The 18,827-nt window shown below is 74.2% G+C and carries 16 protein-coding genes; 6 read left to right on the top strand and 10 right to left on the bottom strand.

Going from position 1 to position 18,827, the window contains the following annotated elements:
• Positions 1–159: 159 nt before the first annotated feature.
• From hisD to DOO78_RS27625, 5 genes are all read right to left on the bottom strand, one after another.
• On the bottom strand, positions 160–1,449 hold the full coding sequence (gene hisD, locus DOO78_RS18750; RefSeq protein ID WP_111471401.1) for a histidinol dehydrogenase: 1,290 nt from the start codon (positions 1,447–1,449) through the stop codon (positions 160–162).
• Positions 1,446–2,147 (bottom strand): ATP phosphoribosyltransferase, encoded by a 702-nt coding sequence (hisG, locus tag DOO78_RS18745; RefSeq protein ID WP_111471400.1) that lies wholly within the window; start codon positions 2,145–2,147, stop codon positions 1,446–1,448. Before hisG ends, hisD begins: the two co-directional genes overlap by 4 nt.
• 133 nt (positions 2,148–2,280) lie before the next feature.
• A complete protein-coding gene (gene murA / locus DOO78_RS18740; RefSeq protein ID WP_111471399.1) occupies positions 2,281–3,540 on the bottom strand; it encodes a UDP-N-acetylglucosamine 1-carboxyvinyltransferase in 1,260 nt (419 codons plus the stop codon).
• A 10-nt stretch (positions 3,541–3,550) separates the two neighbouring features.
• A complete protein-coding gene (gene dcd / locus DOO78_RS18735) occupies positions 3,551–4,105 on the bottom strand; it encodes a dCTP deaminase (protein ID WP_111471398.1) in 555 nt (184 codons plus the stop codon).
• Between the two features lie 177 nt (positions 4,106–4,282).
• The gene (locus DOO78_RS27625) at positions 4,283–4,456 is read right to left on the bottom strand and encodes a hypothetical protein (protein ID WP_165838974.1); all 174 of its coding nucleotides are present in this window, start codon (positions 4,454–4,456) and stop codon (positions 4,283–4,285) included.
• A gap of 266 nt (positions 4,457–4,722) precedes the next feature.
• Between DOO78_RS27625 and DOO78_RS28215 the strand changes: the two genes are divergently transcribed.
• The 6 genes from DOO78_RS28215 to DOO78_RS18700 all read left to right on the top strand — a co-directional run bounded on the left by DOO78_RS28215 (position 4,723) and on the right by DOO78_RS18700 (position 9,121).
• The gene (locus DOO78_RS28215; RefSeq protein WP_111471396.1) at positions 4,723–5,016 is read left to right on the top strand and encodes an AtpZ/AtpI family protein; all 294 of its coding nucleotides are present in this window, start codon (positions 4,723–4,725) and stop codon (positions 5,014–5,016) included.
• 56 nt (positions 5,017–5,072) lie between these two features.
• Positions 5,073–5,831 (top strand): F0F1 ATP synthase subunit A, encoded by a 759-nt coding sequence (locus DOO78_RS18720; protein WP_111471395.1) that lies wholly within the window; start codon positions 5,073–5,075, stop codon positions 5,829–5,831.
• 85 nt (positions 5,832–5,916) lie between these two features.
• Positions 5,917–6,141, top strand: a complete 225-nt coding sequence (locus DOO78_RS18715; RefSeq protein ID WP_111471394.1) for an ATP synthase subunit C family protein — start codon at positions 5,917–5,919, stop codon at positions 6,139–6,141.
• 83 nt (positions 6,142–6,224) lie between these two features.
• Positions 6,225–6,833 (top strand): F0F1 ATP synthase subunit B family protein, encoded by a 609-nt coding sequence (locus DOO78_RS18710; RefSeq protein ID WP_111471393.1) that lies wholly within the window; start codon positions 6,225–6,227, stop codon positions 6,831–6,833.
• The gene (locus DOO78_RS18705) at positions 6,833–7,336 is read left to right on the top strand and encodes a F0F1 ATP synthase subunit B family protein (RefSeq protein WP_111471392.1); all 504 of its coding nucleotides are present in this window, start codon (positions 6,833–6,835) and stop codon (positions 7,334–7,336) included. The genes DOO78_RS18710 and DOO78_RS18705 overlap by 1 nt, the downstream gene beginning before the upstream one ends.
• A 195-nt stretch (positions 7,337–7,531) precedes the next feature.
• Positions 7,532–9,121 (top strand): ABC transporter substrate-binding protein, encoded by a 1,590-nt coding sequence (locus tag DOO78_RS18700; protein WP_111471391.1) that lies wholly within the window; start codon positions 7,532–7,534, stop codon positions 9,119–9,121.
• A gap of 48 nt (positions 9,122–9,169) precedes the next feature.
• Here DOO78_RS18700 and DOO78_RS18695 read toward each other — a convergent pair whose 3' ends face one another.
• The 5 genes from DOO78_RS18695 to DOO78_RS18675 form a co-directional block, all read right to left on the bottom strand.
• Positions 9,170–10,246 carry a TRAP transporter substrate-binding protein gene (locus DOO78_RS18695; RefSeq protein ID WP_111471390.1) on the bottom strand — a complete coding sequence of 359 codons (1,077 nt, stop codon included), beginning with the start codon at positions 10,244–10,246 and terminating at the stop codon, positions 9,170–9,172.
• A gap of 111 nt (positions 10,247–10,357) precedes the next feature.
• The gene (locus tag DOO78_RS18690) at positions 10,358–11,449 is read right to left on the bottom strand and encodes a TRAP transporter substrate-binding protein (RefSeq protein WP_111471389.1); all 1,092 of its coding nucleotides are present in this window, start codon (positions 11,447–11,449) and stop codon (positions 10,358–10,360) included.
• 111 nt (positions 11,450–11,560) lie between these two features.
• Positions 11,561–13,438 carry an ABC transporter ATP-binding protein gene (locus DOO78_RS18685; RefSeq protein WP_111471388.1) on the bottom strand — a complete coding sequence of 626 codons (1,878 nt, stop codon included), beginning with the start codon at positions 13,436–13,438 and terminating at the stop codon, positions 11,561–11,563.
• A gap of 76 nt (positions 13,439–13,514) precedes the next feature.
• Positions 13,515–18,167 carry an AAA family ATPase gene (locus DOO78_RS18680; protein ID WP_111471387.1) on the bottom strand — a complete coding sequence of 1,551 codons (4,653 nt, stop codon included), beginning with the start codon at positions 18,165–18,167 and terminating at the stop codon, positions 13,515–13,517.
• Positions 18,164–18,784 carry a thioredoxin domain-containing protein gene (locus DOO78_RS18675; RefSeq protein WP_111471466.1) on the bottom strand — a complete coding sequence of 207 codons (621 nt, stop codon included), beginning with the start codon at positions 18,782–18,784 and terminating at the stop codon, positions 18,164–18,166. The genes DOO78_RS18680 and DOO78_RS18675 overlap by 4 nt, the downstream gene beginning before the upstream one ends.
• Between the last annotated feature and the right edge of the window lie 43 nt (positions 18,785–18,827).

The following is an 18,827-nucleotide window of genomic DNA, read 5'->3' as shown; positions in this document are numbered from 1 at the left end:
CGGGGCGGGAGGCCGGCGGGACGCGCCCCGGGGAATTGACGGGCGGCCGGCAACATGATGGCGGGGGGAGGGCGGGTCAAGGCAACCCCGCCATGCGGCGCCCGCCCCGGGGCCCAGGCCCCAGGCGTGAACCCCCCCCCGCAGCGACGGCGTGGGGATCTACCCCAGCCTGAGCGCCACGCTCCGGCCATGCGCCTGCAGGCCCTCGGCCTCGGCCAGCGCCACCGCGGCGGGGCCGATGGCGGCCAGGCCCGCCGGGCTCGCCTCCACCCAGGTGGTGCGCTTGAGGAAGTCGAAGACCGAGAGGCCCGAGGCGAAGCGGGCGGTGCGGCCGGTCGGCAGCACATGGTTCGGCCCGGCGACATAGTCGCCGATCGCCTCCGGGCAGTAGCGGCCGAGGAAGGCGGCACCGGCATGCCGCACCCGCGCCATGGCGGCGCGCGGCTCGGGCAGCATGAGCTGCAGGTGCTCCGGCGCCAGGCGGCTGGCCAGCCCGAAGGCCTCCTCCCAGTCCCGCACCAGGATGATGGCGCCATGCCGCCGCCAGCTCTCGCCGGCGATGGCGGCGCGCGGCAGGCTCTCGAGCTCCGCCGCCACCGCCGCCGCCACCGCATCGGCGAAGCCGGCGGAGTCGGTGATCAGGATCGCCTGCGCCGCCTCGTCATGCTCGGCCTGGGCCAGGAGATCGACCGCCACATGGCGGGGATCGTTGCTGGCATCGGCGATCACCACCACCTCGGAGGGGCCGGCGATGGAATCGATGCCGACCCGGCCGAAGACCTGGCGCTTGGCCTCGGCCACATAGGCATTGCCGGGGCCGACGATGCGATCGACCGGGGCGATCGTCGCCGTCCCCCAGGCCAGGGCCGCGACCGCCTGGGCGCCGCCGATGCGGTAGACCTCGGCGACGCCGGCCCGCCGCGCCGCGGCGAGGACCAGCGGGTTGAGCTGCCCGCCCGGCGCCGGCACCGCCATGGCGATGCGCCCGACCCCGGCGACCCGCGCCGGCAGCGCGTTCATCAGCACCGAGGAGGGATAGGCCGCCTTGCCGCCCGGCACGTAGAGGCCGACGGCATCGAGCGGCGTCCAGCGCAGGCCGAGCGTCAGCCCGGCCGGGTCCGGCAGCTCCAGGTCGCGCGGCATCTGGGCCCGGTGGAACTGCTCGATCCGCGTCGCGGCCAGGTCGAGCGCCGCGAGCAGTTCCGGCGCGATCCCGGCGAGCGCCGCCTCGATTTCCTCGGGCGTGACCCGGAGCGCCGCGGCGCCGGCGGGCTGCCAGCCATCGAAGCGGGCGGTCAGCCGCAGCAGGGCGGCGTCGCCCTCCGCCCGGATCTCGCCGATGATGCCGGCGACGGCGGCATCCACCCGGGCGGTGGTCTCCCGCGCGGTGTCGAGCAGCGCCGCGAAACCCGCGGCGAAGCCCGGGTCGCGCGTATCGAGCCGCGTCATGCCGCGGCGTCCAGCGCGGCGCGGAAGCGGGCGATCCAGGCGCCGATCCGCTCCGGCTGGGTCTTCAGGGCGGTGCGGTTGACGATGAGGCGCGATGTCACCGGTGCGATCACCTCGGTCTCGACCAGCCCGTTCGCCTTCAGCGTGCTGCCGGTGGCGACCAGGTCCACGATCACCCGCGACAGGCCGAGGGAGGGGGCGAGCTCCATGGCGCCCGAGAGGGAGACGATCTCCGCCTGCACGCCGCGGGCGGCGAAATGCCGGCGGGTGATGTTCGGGTATTTCGTCGCCACGGTGATGCGCGACCAGCGGCTCGGGTCGTCGGTGCCGGCGGTCGCCGCCGGCTCGGCCACCGAGACGCGGCAGCGGGCGATGCCGAGGTCGAGCGGGGCGTAGATCTGGTCGTAGTCGAACTCCATCAGCACGTCGGCGCCGCAGATGCCGATATGGGCGGCGCCGAAGGCGACGAAGGTGGCGACGTCGAAGGGCCGCACCCGGACCATGTCGAGGCCGGGATCGGAGCTCTCGAAGCGCAGGCGGCGGCTGTCCTCGTCCACCAGATCCTGCGCCGGGGTGACGCCGGCGCGGGCGAAGACGGGGCCGAGCTCGGTGAGGATGCGGCCCTTGGGGACCGCGAGGATCAGCGGCCCGGCATCCGCCTGGGCCGTTGCGGCGGGTTCGGTGATGGGCAGGTCCATGGAGGAGACTAGCACTTGTCAGGGGCCCGGAGGCGAGACGATTTCATGTCAGCCCGGCCCCTGGCGGGCCGGAGCGTGCGGGGCAGGGCCAAGCGGGGCGAGGCCAGGCGGGAGGGTGGCGGGGCGGGGCATCTCAGCCGCCGATCCGCTCGATCTCGGCGCCGACGGCGGCGAGCTTCGCCTCCACCCGCTCATAGCCGCGGTCGAGGTGGTAGACCCGGTTCACGATGGTCTCCCCCTCCGCGGCCAGCCCGGCGAGGATGAGGGAGACCGAGGCCCGGAGGTCGGTCGCCATCACCGGCGCGCCAGAGAGCTTCGGCACCCCGCGGACGATGGCGGAATGGCCGTGGTAGTTGATCCGCGCCCCCATGCGCATGAGCTCGGGCACATGCATGAAGCGGTTCTCGAAGATCGTCTCGGTGATCATCGAGGCGCCCTCGGCGACGCACATCAGGGCCATGAACTGCGCCTGCATGTCCGTCGCGAAGCCCGGGAAGGGCTCGGTCATGACATCGACGCCGGAGAGCCCGTTCATGCGCGAGACCCGCAGCCCCTCCGGCCGCTCCGCCACCTCGACGCCGGCCTCGCGCAGGATGCGCGCCGTGGCGCCGAGATGGTCGAGCCGCGCCCCTTCGAGCAGCACCCGCCCGCCGGTGATGGCGGCGGCGATGGCGAAGGTGCCGGCCTCGATGCGGTCCGGCACCACCCGGTGAGTGGCGCCGGCGAGGCTGCCGGTGCCCTCGACCCGCAGCCGGTCGGTGCCGATGCCCTCGATCCGCGCCCCCATGCGCATGAGGCATTCGGCGAGGTCGGAGATCTCCGGCTCGCGCGCGGCATTGACCAGCTCGGTCTCGCCCTCGGCGAGGCAGGCGGCCATCAGCAGGTTCTCGGTGGCGCCGACCGAGACCTGCGGGAAGAGGATGCGGGCGCCCTTCAGGCCGCGCGGGGCGCGGGCGAGGACGTAGCCGGCCTCGATCTCGATCTCCGCCCCCATCTGCTCCAGCCCCTTGAGGTGGAGGTCGATCGGGCGCGTGCCGATGGCGCAGCCGCCGGGCAGGGAGACCTTGGCCTCGCCGAAGCGGGCGACCAGGGGCCCGAGCACCAGGACCGAGGCGCGCATCTTGCGCACCAGGTCGTAGGGCGCCTCGAGGTTCCGCGCCGCGCCGGAGAGGGTGATGCTGCGCGCCTGCTTGTCGTGCTCGACCGTGAGCCCGTGCTGGCGGAGCAGCCCGGCCATGGTGGCGATGTCGGCCAGGTCGGGGGCGTTCAGCAGCCGGAGCGGCCCGTCGGTCAGCAGGCCGGCGGCCATCAGCGGCAGGGCGGCGTTCTTGGCGCCGCTGATCGGGATGCGGCCCTCGAGCGGCGTGCCGCCGCGGATGCGGATGCGGTCCATCGGGCGGTTCCTAGAGCCGGGGCAGCGCGACGCCGCGCTGGTGCATGTATTTCCCCGCCCGGTCGGCATAGCTGACATCGGGCGCGCCGGCGCCCTGCAGGAAGAGGAACTGGCAGATCCCCTCATTGGCGTAGATGCGGGCGGGCAGGGGGGTGGTGTTGCTGATCTCGATGGTCACCTGGCCTTCCCATTCCGGCTCGAGCGGGGTGACGTTCACGATGAGGCCGCACCGCGCATAGGTACTCTTGCCGAGGCAGATGACCAGAACGTCGCGCGGGATGCGGAAATACTCGACCGTATGGGCGAGGGCGAAGCTGTTGGGCGGGACGATGCAGGTGGCGCCGCGGCGAGTGACGAAGCTGTCCTCGGCGAAATGCTTCGGGTCCACCAGCGCGTTGTCGACATTGGTGAAGACCTTGAACTCGTCGGCGACGCGGGCGTCGTAGCCGTAGGAGGAGAGGCCGTAGGAGATGGTGCCCTCGCGCCGCTGCGCCTCGACGAAGGGCTCGATCATGCCGTGCTCGGCCGCCATCCGGCGGATCCAGTGATCGGGCATGATGGCCATGGCGCGCCTTCCGGTCGGCAGAGGGGGGCAGCGACCCGGGGGCCGCGGCGCCCCGCCGGGCGGTCCCGGCCGGGCGGCCCCGGCGGGACGGCCGGATCGCGGCCGCCCCGGGCATCGCGGCCCCTTAGCCCAGCCTCCCGGCAGCGGCAACCGGATGCGTCCGCGCGGCCGGGCGGCTCAGCCCTCGCGCTCCGGCTTGCCGGGCGCCGCCTCGCGCGCCCGGGCCTGAGCCTTGCGGCGGCGGAGATTGGCGCGCAGCGCCGCGGCGAGGCGCGCCTCGCGCTCGGCCTGCGGCGTCGCCGCCGGACCGGGCGGCGGCGGCTTGCGGGGAGGGGCAGGATCCTTCGCCATGCGGCGAGAGATCGCCGCGCCGCGGCGGCAGGTCAACGCCCCGCATCCGATATCCCCGAGTCCGATATTCCTGCCTCCGATGGCCCCGATGCGATGTGTGCGATCCGGTGCCCGGGCCGGATGCGCGGAACGCTTTGCGGCGGGCCGGCTTTGTCGTCCCATGCGCCGCGGAAGGCCGGTCGTTGCGGCCCGCGCTTGCTTGACAGCCAGCGGGGGGTGCCGTAGCAGCCACCTGCCTTCCGACGGGGAGCCGACGGAGGAGCGCGGTGAGCGAGCGAGACGGGTTCGAGGAGCGGTTGCGCGAGGCCAGGGCCCGACGAGGGCTGGACACGCCGCGACCTGGCCGAGGCGCGCCTCCCTCGGGACCCTGGGGCATCGGTTTCCGGGCCGGTGTGGAGGTGGTGGCGGCCCTCGGGGTCGGCGTCTTCCTCGGCATCATGCTGGACCGCTGGCTCGGGACCTGGCCGTGGCTCTTCCTGCTGTTCTTCGTCCTGGGCGGCGCCGCCGGGGTCCTGAACGTCTATCGGCTGTTCAACCCGCGCCGTGGTGCCGGTCGATGAACGCCGTGCCCGGGGCCTGATCCCGGTCGCAGGGCATAGGGGCTTGGGAGCTGACAGTGGCCGCCGAAGGCAATTCGATCGACGCGCTCAGCCAGTTCTCGCTGACGCCCGTGCTGGGCGCGGTCGGCAACTCCGTGGGCTTCACCCAGTCCACCGCGCATATGCTGCTCGCCGTCGGCGTGGTGACGCTGCTGATGATCTGGGGCATGTCGAACCGCGCCATCGTGCCGGGCCGGCTGCAGGCGATGGCCGAGAGCGCCTATGAGTTCGTGCACGACCTCGCGGTCGGGCAGATCGGCGACGAGGGCAAGCGCTACTTCCCCTTCATCTTCTCGCTCTTCATGTTCATCCTGCTGGGCAACCTGCTCGGCCTGCTGCCCTACGGCTTCGCCTTCACCAGCCACATCGCCGTCACCTTCGGCCTGGCGGCGCTGGTCTTCGTCATCGTCACCATCGTGGCGCTGTCGATCCACGGGACGCATTTCTTCAGCTACTTCTTCCCCGAGGGCGCGCCCAAGGCGCTGGCGCCGCTGATCATCCCGATCGAGATCATCTCCTACCTCTCGCGGCCGGTCAGCCTCTCGGTGCGTCTCTTCGCCAACATGGTCGCCGGCCACGTCATGCTCGAGGTCTTCGCCGCCTTCGTGGTGATGATCGGCAGCGCGGCCGGGGTGCTCGGCATCCTCGGCGCCACCCTGCCGCTGGCGGTGAACGTGGCGCTGGTCGGCTTCGAATTGCTGGTGGCCTTCCTGCAGGCCTATGTCTTCGCCATCCTCACCAGCATCTACCTGCACGACGCGGTGCACCTGCACTAGGCCCCAGGGCCCTGGTTCGGGGCGCCGCCACCGGCGGGCCATCTCCACCACCCTCTCTACCTACCAAGGACAAGGAAAGACCCCCATGGACGTTCTCGCCGCGAAGGCCCTCGGGGCCGGCCTCGCCGTCATCGCTCTCGCCGGCGTCGGCGTCGGCATCGGCAACATCTTCTCGGCGATGGTCTCCTCCGTCGCCCGCAACCCCGGCGCGCGCGATGCGGTCTTCCCGATCGGCATCCTGGGCTTCGCGCTGACCGAGGCGGTCGCGCTCTTCGCCCTGCTGATCGCCTTCCTCATCCTGTTCACCTGAGGCCGCCCGGCGCGCCCGCCGATCCCGGCGGGCGCGCATCCGCGTCCATCCAGGTGAGGAGATTTCCCGTGAAGCCTCGGGCCATGAAGCCTTGGCTCCTGCTCGCCGTGGCGATGCTGGCCTTTGCGCCCTGCCTCGCCCTGGCGGCCGAACCGCATTTGGCCGAGCCGGTCCCCGGCATGCCGCAGCTGGCCTTCGGGCATCCCGAGCAGGGGCGTTTCCTGATCGCCAGCATCGTCTGGCTCTTCATCATCTTCGGCATCCTCTACTACGTCATGGCGACCTATGCGTTGCCGGGCGTGGCGCAGGTGCTGGAGACGCGGCGCGCCCGCATCGAGGGCGACCTCGAGCAGGCCCAGGCCGCGAAGCAGCGCGCCGACGCCGCCCTGGCGGAGCATGAGGCCGCCACCGGCCGGGCCCGCGCCGAGGCGCAGGCCGCGGTGACCACCGCGACGCAGCACGCCCAGGCCGCCGCGGCGGAGAAGGCCGAGGCGCTCAATGCCCGGCTGGGCGCCCAGATCGAGGCGGCGGAGCAGCGGATCGCGGCCTCGCGCGATTCGGCCATGGCGGCGCTGCGCGGCGTCGCCACCGACACGGCCGCGGCGCTGGTCGCCAAGCTGACCGGTGGCGCCGACCATGCCGCGATCGACCAGGCGGTCGGGGCGGAACTGGCAGCGCGGGGGCGGGCCTGATGCATCACGCCGAGCATTTCTGGCTGGACCCGCGCTTCTGGGTCGCGGTCAGCTTCATCATCTTCGTGCTGCTGGTCGGCCGGAAGGCCTGGGCGCAGCTCACCGCGATGCTCGATGCCCGGGCCGAGCGGGTCCGTGCCGAGCTCTCCGAGGCGGCGCGCCTGCGCGAGGAGGCCGAGGCCATGCTGAAGCAGGCCGAGGCGGATCGCGCCGCGGCGCTGAAGGAGGCGGAGGCCCTGCTCTCCCGGGCCCGGGCCGAGGCGGAGCGGGTGGCGGAGACCGCCGCCGTGGAGGCCGAGGCCTCGGCGAAGCGGCGCGAGCGCATGGCGATGGACCGCATCGCGGCGGCCGAGGCCGGCGCGGTTGCCGAGGTGCGCGAGGCGGCGGCCGAGATCGCCACCGCCGCGGCGCGCCGGGTGATCGCCGAGCGGATGACGGCCGAGGCCGATGCGAAGCTGATCGACAGCGCGGTCGCCGATCTGCCGCGGGCGCTGCGGGCCTGAGACGCGGCGCCGGGCCGCCGCGGCCCGGCTCGCATTCCGGCATGACGGCGCCCCGCAAGGGCATGCGCCAGGGAGGGGGCCGCAAGGCCCCCTTTTCGCGTCCGGGTTCCTGGCAGGTGTCTCCACCGGACGTTGCCGGTTCGCGCCGGTCGCTATAACGTCCCGCGCTCGACCGCGCTGGGAGACTTCGACGACATGCGCCGCCTCGCCCTCGCCGCCGCGCTGCTCTGCGGCACCGCCCTCGCCATCCCCGCGCCGGCCGGCGCCCAGGTCTTCCGCTGGGCCAATGACGGCGACGTCAACTCGATGGACCCCTACGGGCGCAACGAGACCTTCCTGCTCTCCTTCAACGCCAATATCTACGAGCCGCTGGTGCGGCGGAACAAGGAGATGGGCATCGAGCCGGCGCTGGCCGAGCGCTGGGAGCAGCCCTCGCCCACCCTCTGGCGCTTCCACCTGCGCCAGGGCGTGAAATTCTCCGACGGCACGCCCTTCACCGCCGAGGACGTGGTCTTCAGCGCCGAGCGCGTGCGGGCGCAGGGCTCCAACCTCGCCGCCGTCCTCTCGTCGGTGAAGGAGGTGCGCAAAGTCGACGACCACACGGTCGAGATCGAGACCCTGGCGCCGGACCCGATCCTGCTGCAGGAGATCACCACCTGGGCGATCATGTCGAAGGCCTGGGCGGAGAAGAACAACGCCACCAAGCCCGCCGACCTGACGAGCCGGGAGGAGAATTTCGCCACCCGCAACGCCATGGGCACCGGCCCCTTCCGCCTGGTCAGCCGCGAGCCCGACCGCAAGACGGTGCTGGAGCGCAACCCCGCCTGGTGGGACAAGCCCACCCACAACATCGAGCGCGCCGAGCTCAACATCATCGCCAACGACGCGACGCGCGTCGCGGCGCTGCTCTCGGGCGAGGTGGATTTCGTCTACACCGTGCCGCCGCAGGACGTGACGCGCATCGGCAACAGCCAGGGCGTGCGCATCATCCAGGGGCCGGAGCTGCGGACCATCTATCTCGGCATGGACCAGCTGCGGCCCGAGCTGCTGAAGAGCGACGTGAAGGGCAAGAACCCCTTCAAGGATGCCCGCGTCCGCCGCGCCGTCTACCAGGCGATCGACATCAACGCCATCCACCGCACCGTCATGCGCGGCCAGTCGCACCCGACCGGGCTGATGTGGGGCCCGGGCGTCAACGGCTATGTCGAGGCCGAGGACACGCGCCTGCCGCTCGACGCCGCGGGCGCGAAGAAGCTGCTCGCCGAGGCTGGCTATCCCGATGGCTTCGGCGTGACCATGGACTGCCCCAACGACCGCTACGTGAACGACGAGGCGATCTGCACCGCCATCGTCTCCATGCTCGCCCGCATCGGGGTGAGGGTGAACCTGAACGCCCAGACCCGCGCCCGCTACTTCGCCGAGATCAACGCGCCGCGCTTCAACACCAGCTTCTACCTGCTGGGCTGGACGCCGGCGACCGGCGATGCGCACAACGCGATCTTCAACCTCATCGCCTCGCGCGACGGCAAGTCGCGCGGCAACTTCAACAACGGCGGCATCGCCAATGCCCGCATCGACGCGCTGACCGACCTCATCGCGGTCGAGACCGATGCGGCGAAGCGCCAGGGCATGATCAACGAGGTCGGCCGCATCGTGCGCGACGAGGCGCTCTACGTGCCGCTGCACCAGCAGCAGATCGTCTGGGCGGCGCGCAACACTGCCGAGGTGGTGCAGACGCCGGACAACTACTTCGCGCTCCGGCATGCGCGGCTGAAGGATAAATGATGCCGGCTGCCCTGATGCGTCTCCGCATCAGGGCCCGTGTCATGCGGCTCAGCCCCGCTCGACCAGCGCCAGGAAATTGGCGCTGCTGTCCTCGGCGACGCGGAACCAGGCCTGGGTGTCGCGGCGGAAGCGGTCCCAGCCGGCATGCACCTTGCGGAAGCGCGGATTCCGCTCGCCGAGCTCGGCATAGGTGTCCTGCGTCGCCTTATAGCTGGCCTGCAGCACGTCCCGCGGATAGGCGCGGAGCTGCGTCCCGCCGCCGACCATGCGGCGCAGCGCCAGCACGTTCAGCGTGTCGTAGCGGGCGGTGCTCCAGACCTGGGTCTCGGCGGTCGCCGCCTCCAGCGCCAGCCGGTAGGGCTTCGGCAACCCTTCCCAGGCCTGGGCGTTGACCATGATCTCGCCCTGGGCGGAAGGCTCCCACCAGCCGGGATAGTAATAGTAGGGCGCCACCCGCGGCAGGCCGAGCTTCTCGTCGTCATGCGGCCCGACCCATTCGGCGCCGTCCACCACGCCGCGCTCGAGCGCCGGGTAGATATCGGCCGCGCCGAGCTGCTGCGCGACGACGCCGAGCTTCGTCAGCACCGTGCCGGCGAGGCCGGCGATGCGGAATTTCAGCCCCTTCAGGTCGTCGACCGACTTGATCTCCCGGCGCAGCCAGCCGCCCATCTGGGCGCCGGTGTTGCTGCAGGGGAGGGAGACGACGTTCTGGTCGCGATAGACCTCCTCCATCAGCTCGCGCCCACCGCCCTGCTGGATCCAGGCCAGGTGCTGGCGGGTGTTCATGCCGAAGGGCATGACCGTGCCGAAGCCGAGCGTCGGGTCCTTGCCGATATAGTAGTAGGCGGAGGTGTAGCCGCATTCGATGGTGCCGGCGGTGACGGCATCCATCACCTGCAGCGCCGGCACCAGCTCGCCGGCGGCGAAGGGGCGGATCTGGAAGGCGCCGCCGGTCAGCTCGCCGACCCGGCGGGCGATCATCTCCTGCACGCCCCAGAGCACGTCGGTCGATTTCGGGAAGCTGCCGGCGCAGCGCCACATCACCTGCGGCTGGGCGGCGGCGAGGGTGGGGGCGGCCAGCGCGGTGCCGGCGGCGCCCGCGGCCAGCAGGCCGCGGCGGTTCATGGACAATGATCTCTCCCTGGCTTCGGCGGGCCGCTCTGCCGGCGGCCCCGCGAAGTCGATCACGATCCATGCGGGGGGCGCAAGGTTCGCGCCCCGGTCCGGATCGGGCGCTCAGCGCTGCGCCGTCTGCACCGCCAGGAAATTGCCGAGGCTGTCCTCCGCCACCCGCAGCCACTGCGTCTGCTCGATGCGGAAGGCGTCCCACTTCGCATGCAGCCGCTTGAAGCGCGGGTTCTGCTCGCCGAGCTCGGCATAGAGCTCCTGCGTCGCCTTGTAGCAGGCCTGCAGCACGTCGCGCGGGAAGCCGCGAAGCTGGGTGCCGGAGGCGAGCAGCCGCCGCAGCGCCGCCGGGTTCAGCACGTCGTAGCGCGCCGCCATCCAGTGCCAGCTCTCGGTGCAGGCGGCGTTCAGCACCGCCTTGTACTGCGCCGGCAGCTCCTCATAAGCCTTGGCGTTCACCATCATGTCGATGGAGGGCGAGTACTCCCACCAGCCGGGGTAGTAGTAGAACTGGGCGACGCGGTTGAAGCCGAGCTTCTCGTCGTCATAGGGCCCGACCCATTCGGCGCCGTCGATCACCCCACGCTCCAGCGCCGGGTAGATGTCCGGGCCGCCGATCTGCTGGGTGACGACGCCGAGCTTGCCGAGCACGTTGCCGCCATAGCCGGCGATGCGGAATTTCAGCCCCTTCAGGTCCTCGACCGACTTGATCTCCTTCCTGAACCAGCCGCCCATCTGCGCCGCCGTGTTGCCGGCCGGGATGCCGACCACGCCCTGGTCGCGATAGACCTCGGCATAGAGCTCGCGCGCCCCGCCATGGGTCAGCCAGGCCCAGTGCTGGCGGGAGGAAAGGCCGAAGGGGATGCAGGTGACGATGGCGAGGGAGGGGTCCTTGCCCAGGTAGTAGTAGCCGCTGGTGAAGCCGCACTCGACCGTGCCGGCGCCGACCGCGTCCAGCACCTGCAGCGCCGGCACCAGCTCGCCCGGGCCGAAGGCCTGGATCTGGAAGGCGCCGTCGGTCATCTCCGAGACGCGCCGGGCGATGTATTCCTGGGTGCCCCAGAGGGTGTCGAGGGATTTCGGGAAGCTGCCCGGGCAGCGCCAGCGCAGGCGCGGCTGCGCCGAGGCGAGGTTGGGCGTGGCAAGCGTCGCGGCGCCGGCGGCGCCGGCGGCGCCGCGTGCGAGCAGGCGGCGGCGGTTCATCCTGGAGGTTGCTCCCGAAGTCGTTGCTACGGCAGAATGCGCGGAACCGCCGGCCGGCGCAACGCGCGCGGCGCGGCGGCTGCCGGCCCGGCCCGCTGCCGGGCAGGGCGCCTACGCCCCCGCGAAGGCCCCGCTCTGCTGTCGCCACAGCCGGGCATAGGTGCCGTCGCGCCGCAGCAGCGCCGCATGGGTGCCCTCCTCGACGATCCGCCCATGCTCCAGCACCACCAGCCGGTCCATGCGCGAGAGGGTGGAGAGCCGGTGCGCGATGGCGAGCACCGTCTTGCCCTGCATCAGCGTGTCGAGCTGCTCCTGGATCGCCGCCTCCACCTCGGAATCGAGGGCGCTCGTCGCCTCGTCCAGCACCAGGATCGGCGCGTCCTTCAGCAGCACCCGGGCGATGGCGATGCGCTGCCGCTGGCCGCCCGAGAGCTTCACCCCGCGCTCGCCGGCATGCGCCTCGTAGCCCGAGCGGCCGCGCCAGTCCTGCAGGGCGCGGATGAAGCCATCGGCATGCGCCCGCGCCGCCGCCGCCTCCACCGCCGCCTGGTCCGCCTCCGGCCGGCCGTAGCGGATGTTGTCGCGGATGGAGCGGTGCAGCAGCGCGGTGTCCTGCGTCACCACCCCGATCGCCGCCCGCAGGCTCTCCAGCGTGACGCCGGCGATGTCCTGCCCGTCCACCAGGATGCGCCCCCCCTCCGGCCGGAAGAAGCCGAGCAGCAGGCTCACCAGCGTCGATTTGCCGGCGCCGGAATGCCCGACCAGCCCGACCCGCTCGCCCGGCGCGATGCGGAGGTCGAGGCCCTGGATCACCCCCGCCTCCCGCCCATAGGCGAAGCGCACCCCCTCGAAGCGGATCTCGCCGCGCCGGACGCGGAGCGGCACCGCCCCGGGCGGGTCGGGCGCGGTGGGCGGCACCGCGATCGAGCCCATGCTCTCCTGCACCACGCCGAGATTCTCGAAGATGGCGGTGACGTTGAAGGCGACCCAGCCCGAGATGTTGGCGATCTGCCAGGCCATCGGCAGGGCCGTGGCGACGGCCGCCACCTCGATCGCCCCGCGCGTCCAGAGCCAGACCGCGATCGCCGCCATGGCGGTGATCATGGCGGCGTTCAGCGTGGCCAGGGCGAAGCCGTTGAAGGTGACGAGGCGCATCTGCCGCTGGAAGGCCTGGTTCAGGCCGAGGATGCCATCGCGGATGAAGGCGTCCTCCTCCCGCGCCCGGGCGAACAGCTTGACCGTCTGGATGTTGGTGTAGCTGTCGACGATGCGCCCGGTCAGCAGGCTGCGCTGCTCCGAGGCGCGGCGCGAGCGCTCGCGCATCCGCGGCACCAGGTAGCGCAGCAACAGGGCGTAGAGCGGGAACCAGGCGGCGATCGGCAGGGCGAGGCGCCAGTCGGCGCTGCCCAGCAGCAGCAGCGCCGCGGTGCCGTAGACCAGGATGTACCAGACGGCGTTGATCACCTGCACCACGCTCTCGCGCAGCGCCGGCCCGGCCTGCATGACGCGGTTGGCGATGCGGCCGGCGAAATCCTCCTGGAAGAAGGGCAGGCCCTGGCGCACCACCTGCCAGTGGCTCTGCCAGCGGATCAGGCTGGTGACGTTGCCGTTGATGCCCTGCTGGGTGATCAGCGTCTGCAGCAGCAGGGCCGCCGGCCGGCCGAGCAGCACGATCGCTGCCATGCCGAGCAGCATCGGCCCGGCCTCGGCCCAGAGCGTCTCCGGCCGATGCGTGCTCAGCAGCCCGACCAGCCGGCCGATCATGGTCGGGATGGCGGCATCCAGCAGCGCCACCAGCAGCCCGGCGCCGAAGAGGGCGAGGAACAATGCCCGGGTCTGGCGCAGGAAATGCCAGTAGAAGCCGAGCAGGGCGCGCGGCGGCGCCGTCTCGGGCACCGGCGTGCCGAGCAGCCGCCCGGCTGGGGTGCCGGGCGGGGCGACGGGATCGATCAGGCGTTCGACGAGTCGGAAGAGCCCTGGGACTGGCATAAGGCAGCAATCGCCCGGAGCGGCCCGGGATCAAGGGGCGGGCGGTGACGATGCCGCGACGGGCCGCGCCCGCCGCTCACTCCGCCGCCTGCACCGCCCCGCCCGGCGCGCCCCCGGGCGCCGCCCCGTCCACCATCTCCACCGCCCGGCCGAGATCGACGCTCAGCAAGCGGCTCACCCCGCGCTCCTGCATCGTCACCCCGTAGAGCCGGTGCATGCGCGCCATGGTCAGCGGATGGTGCGTCACCACCAGGAAGCGGGTGCCGCTCTCGATCGCCATGCCGTCGAGCAGGTCGCAGAGCCGCTCGACATTGGCGTCGTCGAGCGGCGCATCCACCTCGTCCAGCACGCAGACCGGCGCCGGATGGCAGCGGAAGACGGCGAAGATGAGGGAGAGCGCGGTCAGCGCCTGCTCGCCGCCCGAGAGCAGGGAGAGGGCGGCGAGCCGCTTGCCCGGCGGCTCGGCATAGATCTCGAGCCCCGCCTCCAGCGGGTCCTCCGACCCGACCAGCGCCAGATGCGCCCTGCCGCCGCCGAAGAGCCGGGTGAAGAGGTCGATGAACTCGCGGTTCACCCGGTCGAAGATGGTCCGCAGCCGCTCGCGGCCCTCGCGGTTGATATGCCCGATCGAGCCGCGCAGCTTGGCGATGGCGGCGCCGATCTCCTCGCGCTCGCGGGTGATCTCGCCGATCCGGCCCTCGATCTCGGCCATCTCCACATCGGCGCGGAGGTTGACCGGGCCCATCTCCTCCCGCTCCCGCGCCAGCCGCTCCAGCTTGCGGCGCGCCCGCTCCTCGGCGGCATCCGAGAGCTCGCCGGGCTCCGGCAGGGCGGCATCCTCGCCGAGCCGCTCGATCACCCGCTCGCGCACCGCCTCGGCGGCGGTCGCCGCCTGCTCGGCGGCGCCCTCGGCGCGGAGCTGCGCCTCGCGCGCCGTGGCGAAGGCGGCATCCGCCGTCCGCCGTGCCTCGGCCGCCTCGCGCCGCTCGGTCTCGGCGGCGGCCAGCGCGGCGGCGGCGGCGGCATGCGCCGCCTCCACCTCGGCCAGCGCCGTCCCGGCCTGGCGATGCCGGGCGGCGGCGGCCTCGGGCAGCGCGGCGAGGCCGTCATGCTCGGCCCGCGCCTCGGCGGCGCGCGCCTCCAGCGCCTCGCGCCTGGTCGCGGCATCCTCGCGCCGGGTCGTCCAGCCCGCCTGCTCGGCCTCGGTGGCGGTGCGACGGGCAGCGATCCGGTCGCGCTCCGCCCGCAGCCCGGCCACCGCCTCGAGCGCGCCGACCTCGCCGGCACGGGCGGCGGAGAGCGCGCCGCGGGCCTCCTCCACCCCGGCGCGGATCGCCTCCAGCGCCGGTAGGGCGGCTTGGCTCGCCGCCGCCTCGGCCCGTGCCGCCTCGGCCTCCTCGGCCTCGGCGGCGATGCGGGCGAGCTGTGGCGCCAGCGCCTCGATGCGGCTTTCTGCCTGGGCGGCCTCGGCCACGAGCCGCGCCGACGCCTCGCGCGCCGTCTCCAGCGCCGCCTCGGCGCCGGTGCGGGCCTCGCGCGCCGCGGCCTCGGCGGCGATGGCCGCCGCATCCTCAGCCTCGGTTGCGGCGGCGGCGGCGCGCAGCGCGGCTAGCTCGGGCAGGGCAGCGAGGGCCTCTTGGGCCGCCTGCAACGCCGCCTCGGCCTCGGCAGCCTCGGTGCCGAGCCGCTCGAGCTGCGGCGCCAGGGCGCCGCGCCGGCTTTCCGCCTGGGCGGCGCTGGCGGCGAGGGCAGCGGCGGCGCTGCGGGCGCGCTGCAACCCCATCTCCGCCTCGGCCCGGGCATCGCGCGCCTCGGCCTCGGCGGCGGCGGCGGCGGTCTCGGCGCGGGCGGCCGCGTCGTATTCGGCGATCGCCGCCTCGGGGGCGGGCAGGGCCCGGAGCGCGGCGGCGGCCATCTCGGCGGCGGCCTCGGCCTCGGCATGCTCGCCGGCCAGCCGGGCGAGCTGCGGCTCCAGCGCCGAGAGGCGGCTCTCCGCCTCGGCGGCGGCGGCGGCCAGGCGGCTCGCCTCGGCGCGCGCGGCGGCAAGGCGGGCCTCGGCGGCGCGGCGCGTCTCGCGCTGCGCGGCCTCGGCGGCGGTGGCCTCGGCCTCCTCCCGCTCGGCCCGCTGCCGGGCGGCGCGGGCAGCCTCGGTGGCGGCGCGGCTGCCCGCCAGCCGGGCCTCGGCGGCGTGCAGGCGGTTGCGCAGGGCGAGGCGCGTCGCGCCGGGATTCGGCGCATCGGCCCGGGCGGTATGCCCGTCCCAGCGCCAGACCGCGCCGTCGCGCGCGACCAGCGCCTGGCCAGGGGCGAGGGCGACCTGCAACGCTTCCCCCGCCGTGCCCTCCGGCAGCAGGCCGATCTGCGACAGGGCGCGCGCCAGGGCCGGCGGCGCCTCGACCATCGCGGCCAGGGGCTGCAGGCCTGCCGGCAGGGCGGGCGGCGCGGCGAAGGGGGCGAGGGCGCGCCAATGCCGGGCGGCGGCCGGGTCGAGCGGGCTGTCGAGCGCCTCGCCCAACGCGGCGCCGAGCGCCGCTTCCAGCCCGGGCGGCACGCGGATGGCATCGAGCACCGGCGGCGCGGCGCTGCCGGCGGCGGCATTGGCGGCCAGCGTCTCGCCGAGCGCCTGCGCCTCGGCGAGCGCCCGCGCCTCGGCGCCTTCCGCCTCGGCGGCGGCGGCGCGGGCCATGCCATGCGCCCCAGCGGCGGCGGCGCGGCCGGCCTCGGCCTCGGTCACCGCCTGCAGGGCCGCGGCGAGGGCCGCCTCGGCCGCCTGCGCCTCCTGCTGCGCCGCCGCGACCCGCTCGGCCGGGATGCCGGCGGCCCGCGCGGCCTCGCGCTGTTCGGCGAGGCGGGCATGCTGCTCGCGGAGCTGGGCGGCGCGCTGCGCCGTGGTGGCGGCCTCGGCGGCGGCGCGCTCGCGCAGTGCCTCGGCATCGGCGATGCGGCGGCGGGCGGCGGCATGCGCCTCCTGCGCCGCGGCGCGGGCAGCCTCGGCCGCCTCCAGCGCGGCGCGACGGCTCTCGAGCTCGGCCTCGGCCGCCGCGGCGGCCGCCTCGGCCGCCTGCAACCGGCTGCCGGGGACCAGCGCCGCCTCGGCCGCCGCATGGTCGCGGGCGATGGCGGCGTGCTGCGCGGCGATGCGGCCGGCCCGCTGCCCGGCCTCGGCGAGGGCGGCATGGGCCCGGCCGGCCTCGGCCTCGGCGGCGCCCGCGTCGCGCCGGGCGGCGGCATGCGCCTCCTGCGCCGCGGCCCGCGCTGCCTCGGCCTCGGCGAGCGCCGCGCGCGCCGCGGCGAAGCCCTGCTCGGCGGCCGTGACCGCGGCCTGGGCGGCGGCGAGGCGCTCCGGCGCCACCCGCGCAGCCAGCGCCGCGGCATGCTCGGCGGCGATCGCCTCGCGCTGGCCACCGAGGCGCCGGGCGCGCTGCCCCGCCGCGTCCAGGGCGGCGGCGGCGGCATTCACCCGGGCGGCCAGCGCCGCCGCCTCCTCGGTGGCGAGGTTGGCGCTGCGCTCGGCGGCGCGAGCGGCCTCGGCGGCCTCCTGCAAGGCCGCTTCGGCCGCGGCGAGCCGGCCGGGCAGGGTGCGGGCGGAATCGTCCAGCGCCGCCCGCTCGGCAGCGAGCCGCGCCTCGGCGGCGGCGGCATCCGCCTCGACGCCCCGGGCATGCGCCAGGTCGCGCTCGATCTGGGCGAGCCGCGCCGCAGCCGCCTCCAGCCCGGCGCGGGCGCGGCGCTCCTCGGCCTCCAGCCCTTCGCTCTCGACCCGGCGGCGCTCCAGCGCGGTGCGCGCCAGCGCCTCGGCCTCGCGCGGCGCGGGCAGGGCCTTCTCCGCCTCGAAGCTGCGGATCGCCGCCGCCTCGGCCTCGGCCTCGGCGCGGCGGGTGGTCGCGGCGGCGGTCTCGAATCCGGCCCGGGCATGCGCCAGCGCCGCCTCGGCGCGGGCGGCCAGCAGCGCCAGCCATTCCGCCTCGGCCTGGCGCACCAGGCCGGAGAGGTTGCGGTAGCGATTGGCCTGCCGCGCCTGGCGCTGCAGCCCGTTGCGCTGGGTGTCGAGCTGACCGAGCAGGTCCTCGGCGCGGGTCAGGTTGGTCTCGGCCTGGCGCAGCTTCAGCTCGGCCTCGTGCCGGCGGGCGCGCAGCCCGCTGATGCCGGCCGCCTCCTCCAGCACCTGCCGGCGTTCCTCCGGCTTGGCGCCGATCATGGCGGCGACCTTGCCCTGGCTGACCATGGCCGAGGCGCGGGCGCCGGAGCCGATATCGGCGAACATGGTCTGGACGTCGCGCGCCCGCACCTCGCGGCCGTTCACCCGGAAGGAGCTGCCCTCGCCGCGGGCGATGCGGCGGATGATCTCGAGATCCTCGGCCTCGGCATTCGGCGGCGGGGCGAGGCCGGTCGCCTCCTCCAGGTAGAGCGTCACCTCGGCCAGGTTGCGGCCCGGCCGGGTCGCGGTGCCGGCGAAGATGACGTCCTCCATCTCGCCGCCGCGCATCGAGCGGGCCGAGGTCTCGCCCATCGCCCAGCGCAGCGCCTCGACCACGTTCGACTTGCCGCAGCCATTCGGCCCGACGATGCCCGTCAGCCCCGGCAGCACCTCGACCGTGGTCGGCTCGGCGAAGCTCTTGAAGCCAGCGATGCGCAGCCGGGCCAGCGTCGCGCGCAGCGCCACCCCCGCGGCGGCGCCCTCCGGGGCCGGCGCGTCGTCCGGGGAAGGGCCGCCGCTCTCCCCGCTCACGCCGGCTTCACCTCGCGCACGAAATCCTGGAAGCGCTCGAAGCTCATGCTGCCCGACTGGTTCACCGTGCGCCTGCCCTGGAAGGAGAAGCTCGGCGTGGCCTGGACGTTGAACGCCTTCTCCGCCGTCGCCCGCTCCTCCATGATCGCCCGCTTCAGCCGGTCGTCCTGCACCGCCTGGTCGAACTGGGCGCGCGGCATGCCGGCCAGCGCCGCCATCTTGGCCAGCTCCGCCAGCGGGTCGCCGCGGGTGAAGGCCCAGCGGTCCTGGGTGGCGAAGAGGGCGCTGACGAAGCCTTCGTAGCGCTCGGCCGGCAGGGAGCGGGCGACGGCGGCGGCGGCGAGCGCCAGCTGGTCGAGCGGGAAGTCGCGCCAGACCATGCGGATGGCGCCGGTCTCGATCAGCTCCGCCTTCACCCGCGGGAAGGTCTCGCGGCTGAAGGCGGCGCAATGGCTGCAGGTGAGGGAGAAGAACTCGATCACCGTCACCGGGGCGTCCGGCCGGCCGATGCCGCGGTCGGCGAGGCGCGGGTCGCCCCCCGGATTGCCCCCTTGGGCCCGGGCGGCGAGGGGCGCGAGCGCGGTGGCGGCGAGCAGGCTTCGGCGGGGCAGGCGCATGCGGCCTCCGTTCTGGAGCATGATCCGGTCCCATGGGTCCGCG

It is taken from the genome of Roseicella frigidaeris (genome assembly GCF_003258945.1).
Lineage (GTDB): Bacteria > Pseudomonadota > Alphaproteobacteria > Acetobacterales > Acetobacteraceae > Paracraurococcus > Paracraurococcus frigidaeris.
The sequence above is the reverse complement of the archived record's forward strand: the minus strand, read 5'-3'. Positions and strand labels throughout refer to the sequence as shown.

What these genes read in the sequence shown, in the direction of transcription:
- DOO78_RS18695 (WP_111471390.1), bottom strand. Translation starts at nt 10,246, where the DNA reads ATGAACCGCCGCGGCCTGCTGGCCGCGGGCGCCGCCGGCACCGCGCTG.
- DOO78_RS18705 (WP_111471392.1), top strand. Translation starts at nt 6,833, where the DNA reads ATGCATCACGCCGAGCATTTCTGGCTGGACCCGCGCTTCTGGGTCGCG.
- dcd (WP_111471398.1), bottom strand. Translation starts at nt 4,105, where the DNA reads ATGGCCATCATGCCCGATCACTGGATCCGCCGGATGGCGGCCGAGCAC.
- hisG (WP_111471400.1), bottom strand. Translation starts at nt 2,147, where the DNA reads ATGGACCTGCCCATCACCGAACCCGCCGCAACGGCCCAGGCGGATGCC.
- DOO78_RS18690 (WP_111471389.1), bottom strand. Translation starts at nt 11,449, where the DNA reads ATGAACCGCCGCCGCCTGCTCGCACGCGGCGCCGCCGGCGCCGCCGGC.
- DOO78_RS18675 (WP_111471466.1), bottom strand. Translation starts at nt 18,784, where the DNA reads ATGCGCCTGCCCCGCCGAAGCCTGCTCGCCGCCACCGCGCTCGCGCCC.
- murA (WP_111471399.1), bottom strand. Translation starts at nt 3,540, where the DNA reads ATGGACCGCATCCGCATCCGCGGCGGCACGCCGCTCGAGGGCCGCATC.
- hisD (WP_111471401.1), bottom strand. Translation starts at nt 1,449, where the DNA reads ATGACGCGGCTCGATACGCGCGACCCGGGCTTCGCCGCGGGTTTCGCG.
- DOO78_RS27625 (WP_165838974.1), bottom strand. Translation starts at nt 4,456, where the DNA reads ATGGCGAAGGATCCTGCCCCTCCCCGCAAGCCGCCGCCGCCCGGTCCG.
- DOO78_RS18715 (WP_111471394.1), top strand. Translation starts at nt 5,917, where the DNA reads ATGGACGTTCTCGCCGCGAAGGCCCTCGGGGCCGGCCTCGCCGTCATC.
- DOO78_RS18685 (WP_111471388.1), bottom strand. Translation starts at nt 13,438, where the DNA reads ATGCCAGTCCCAGGGCTCTTCCGACTCGTCGAACGCCTGATCGATCCC.
- DOO78_RS18710 (WP_111471393.1), top strand. Translation starts at nt 6,225, where the DNA reads ATGAAGCCTTGGCTCCTGCTCGCCGTGGCGATGCTGGCCTTTGCGCCC.
- DOO78_RS18700 (WP_111471391.1), top strand. Translation starts at nt 7,532, where the DNA reads ATGCGCCGCCTCGCCCTCGCCGCCGCGCTGCTCTGCGGCACCGCCCTC.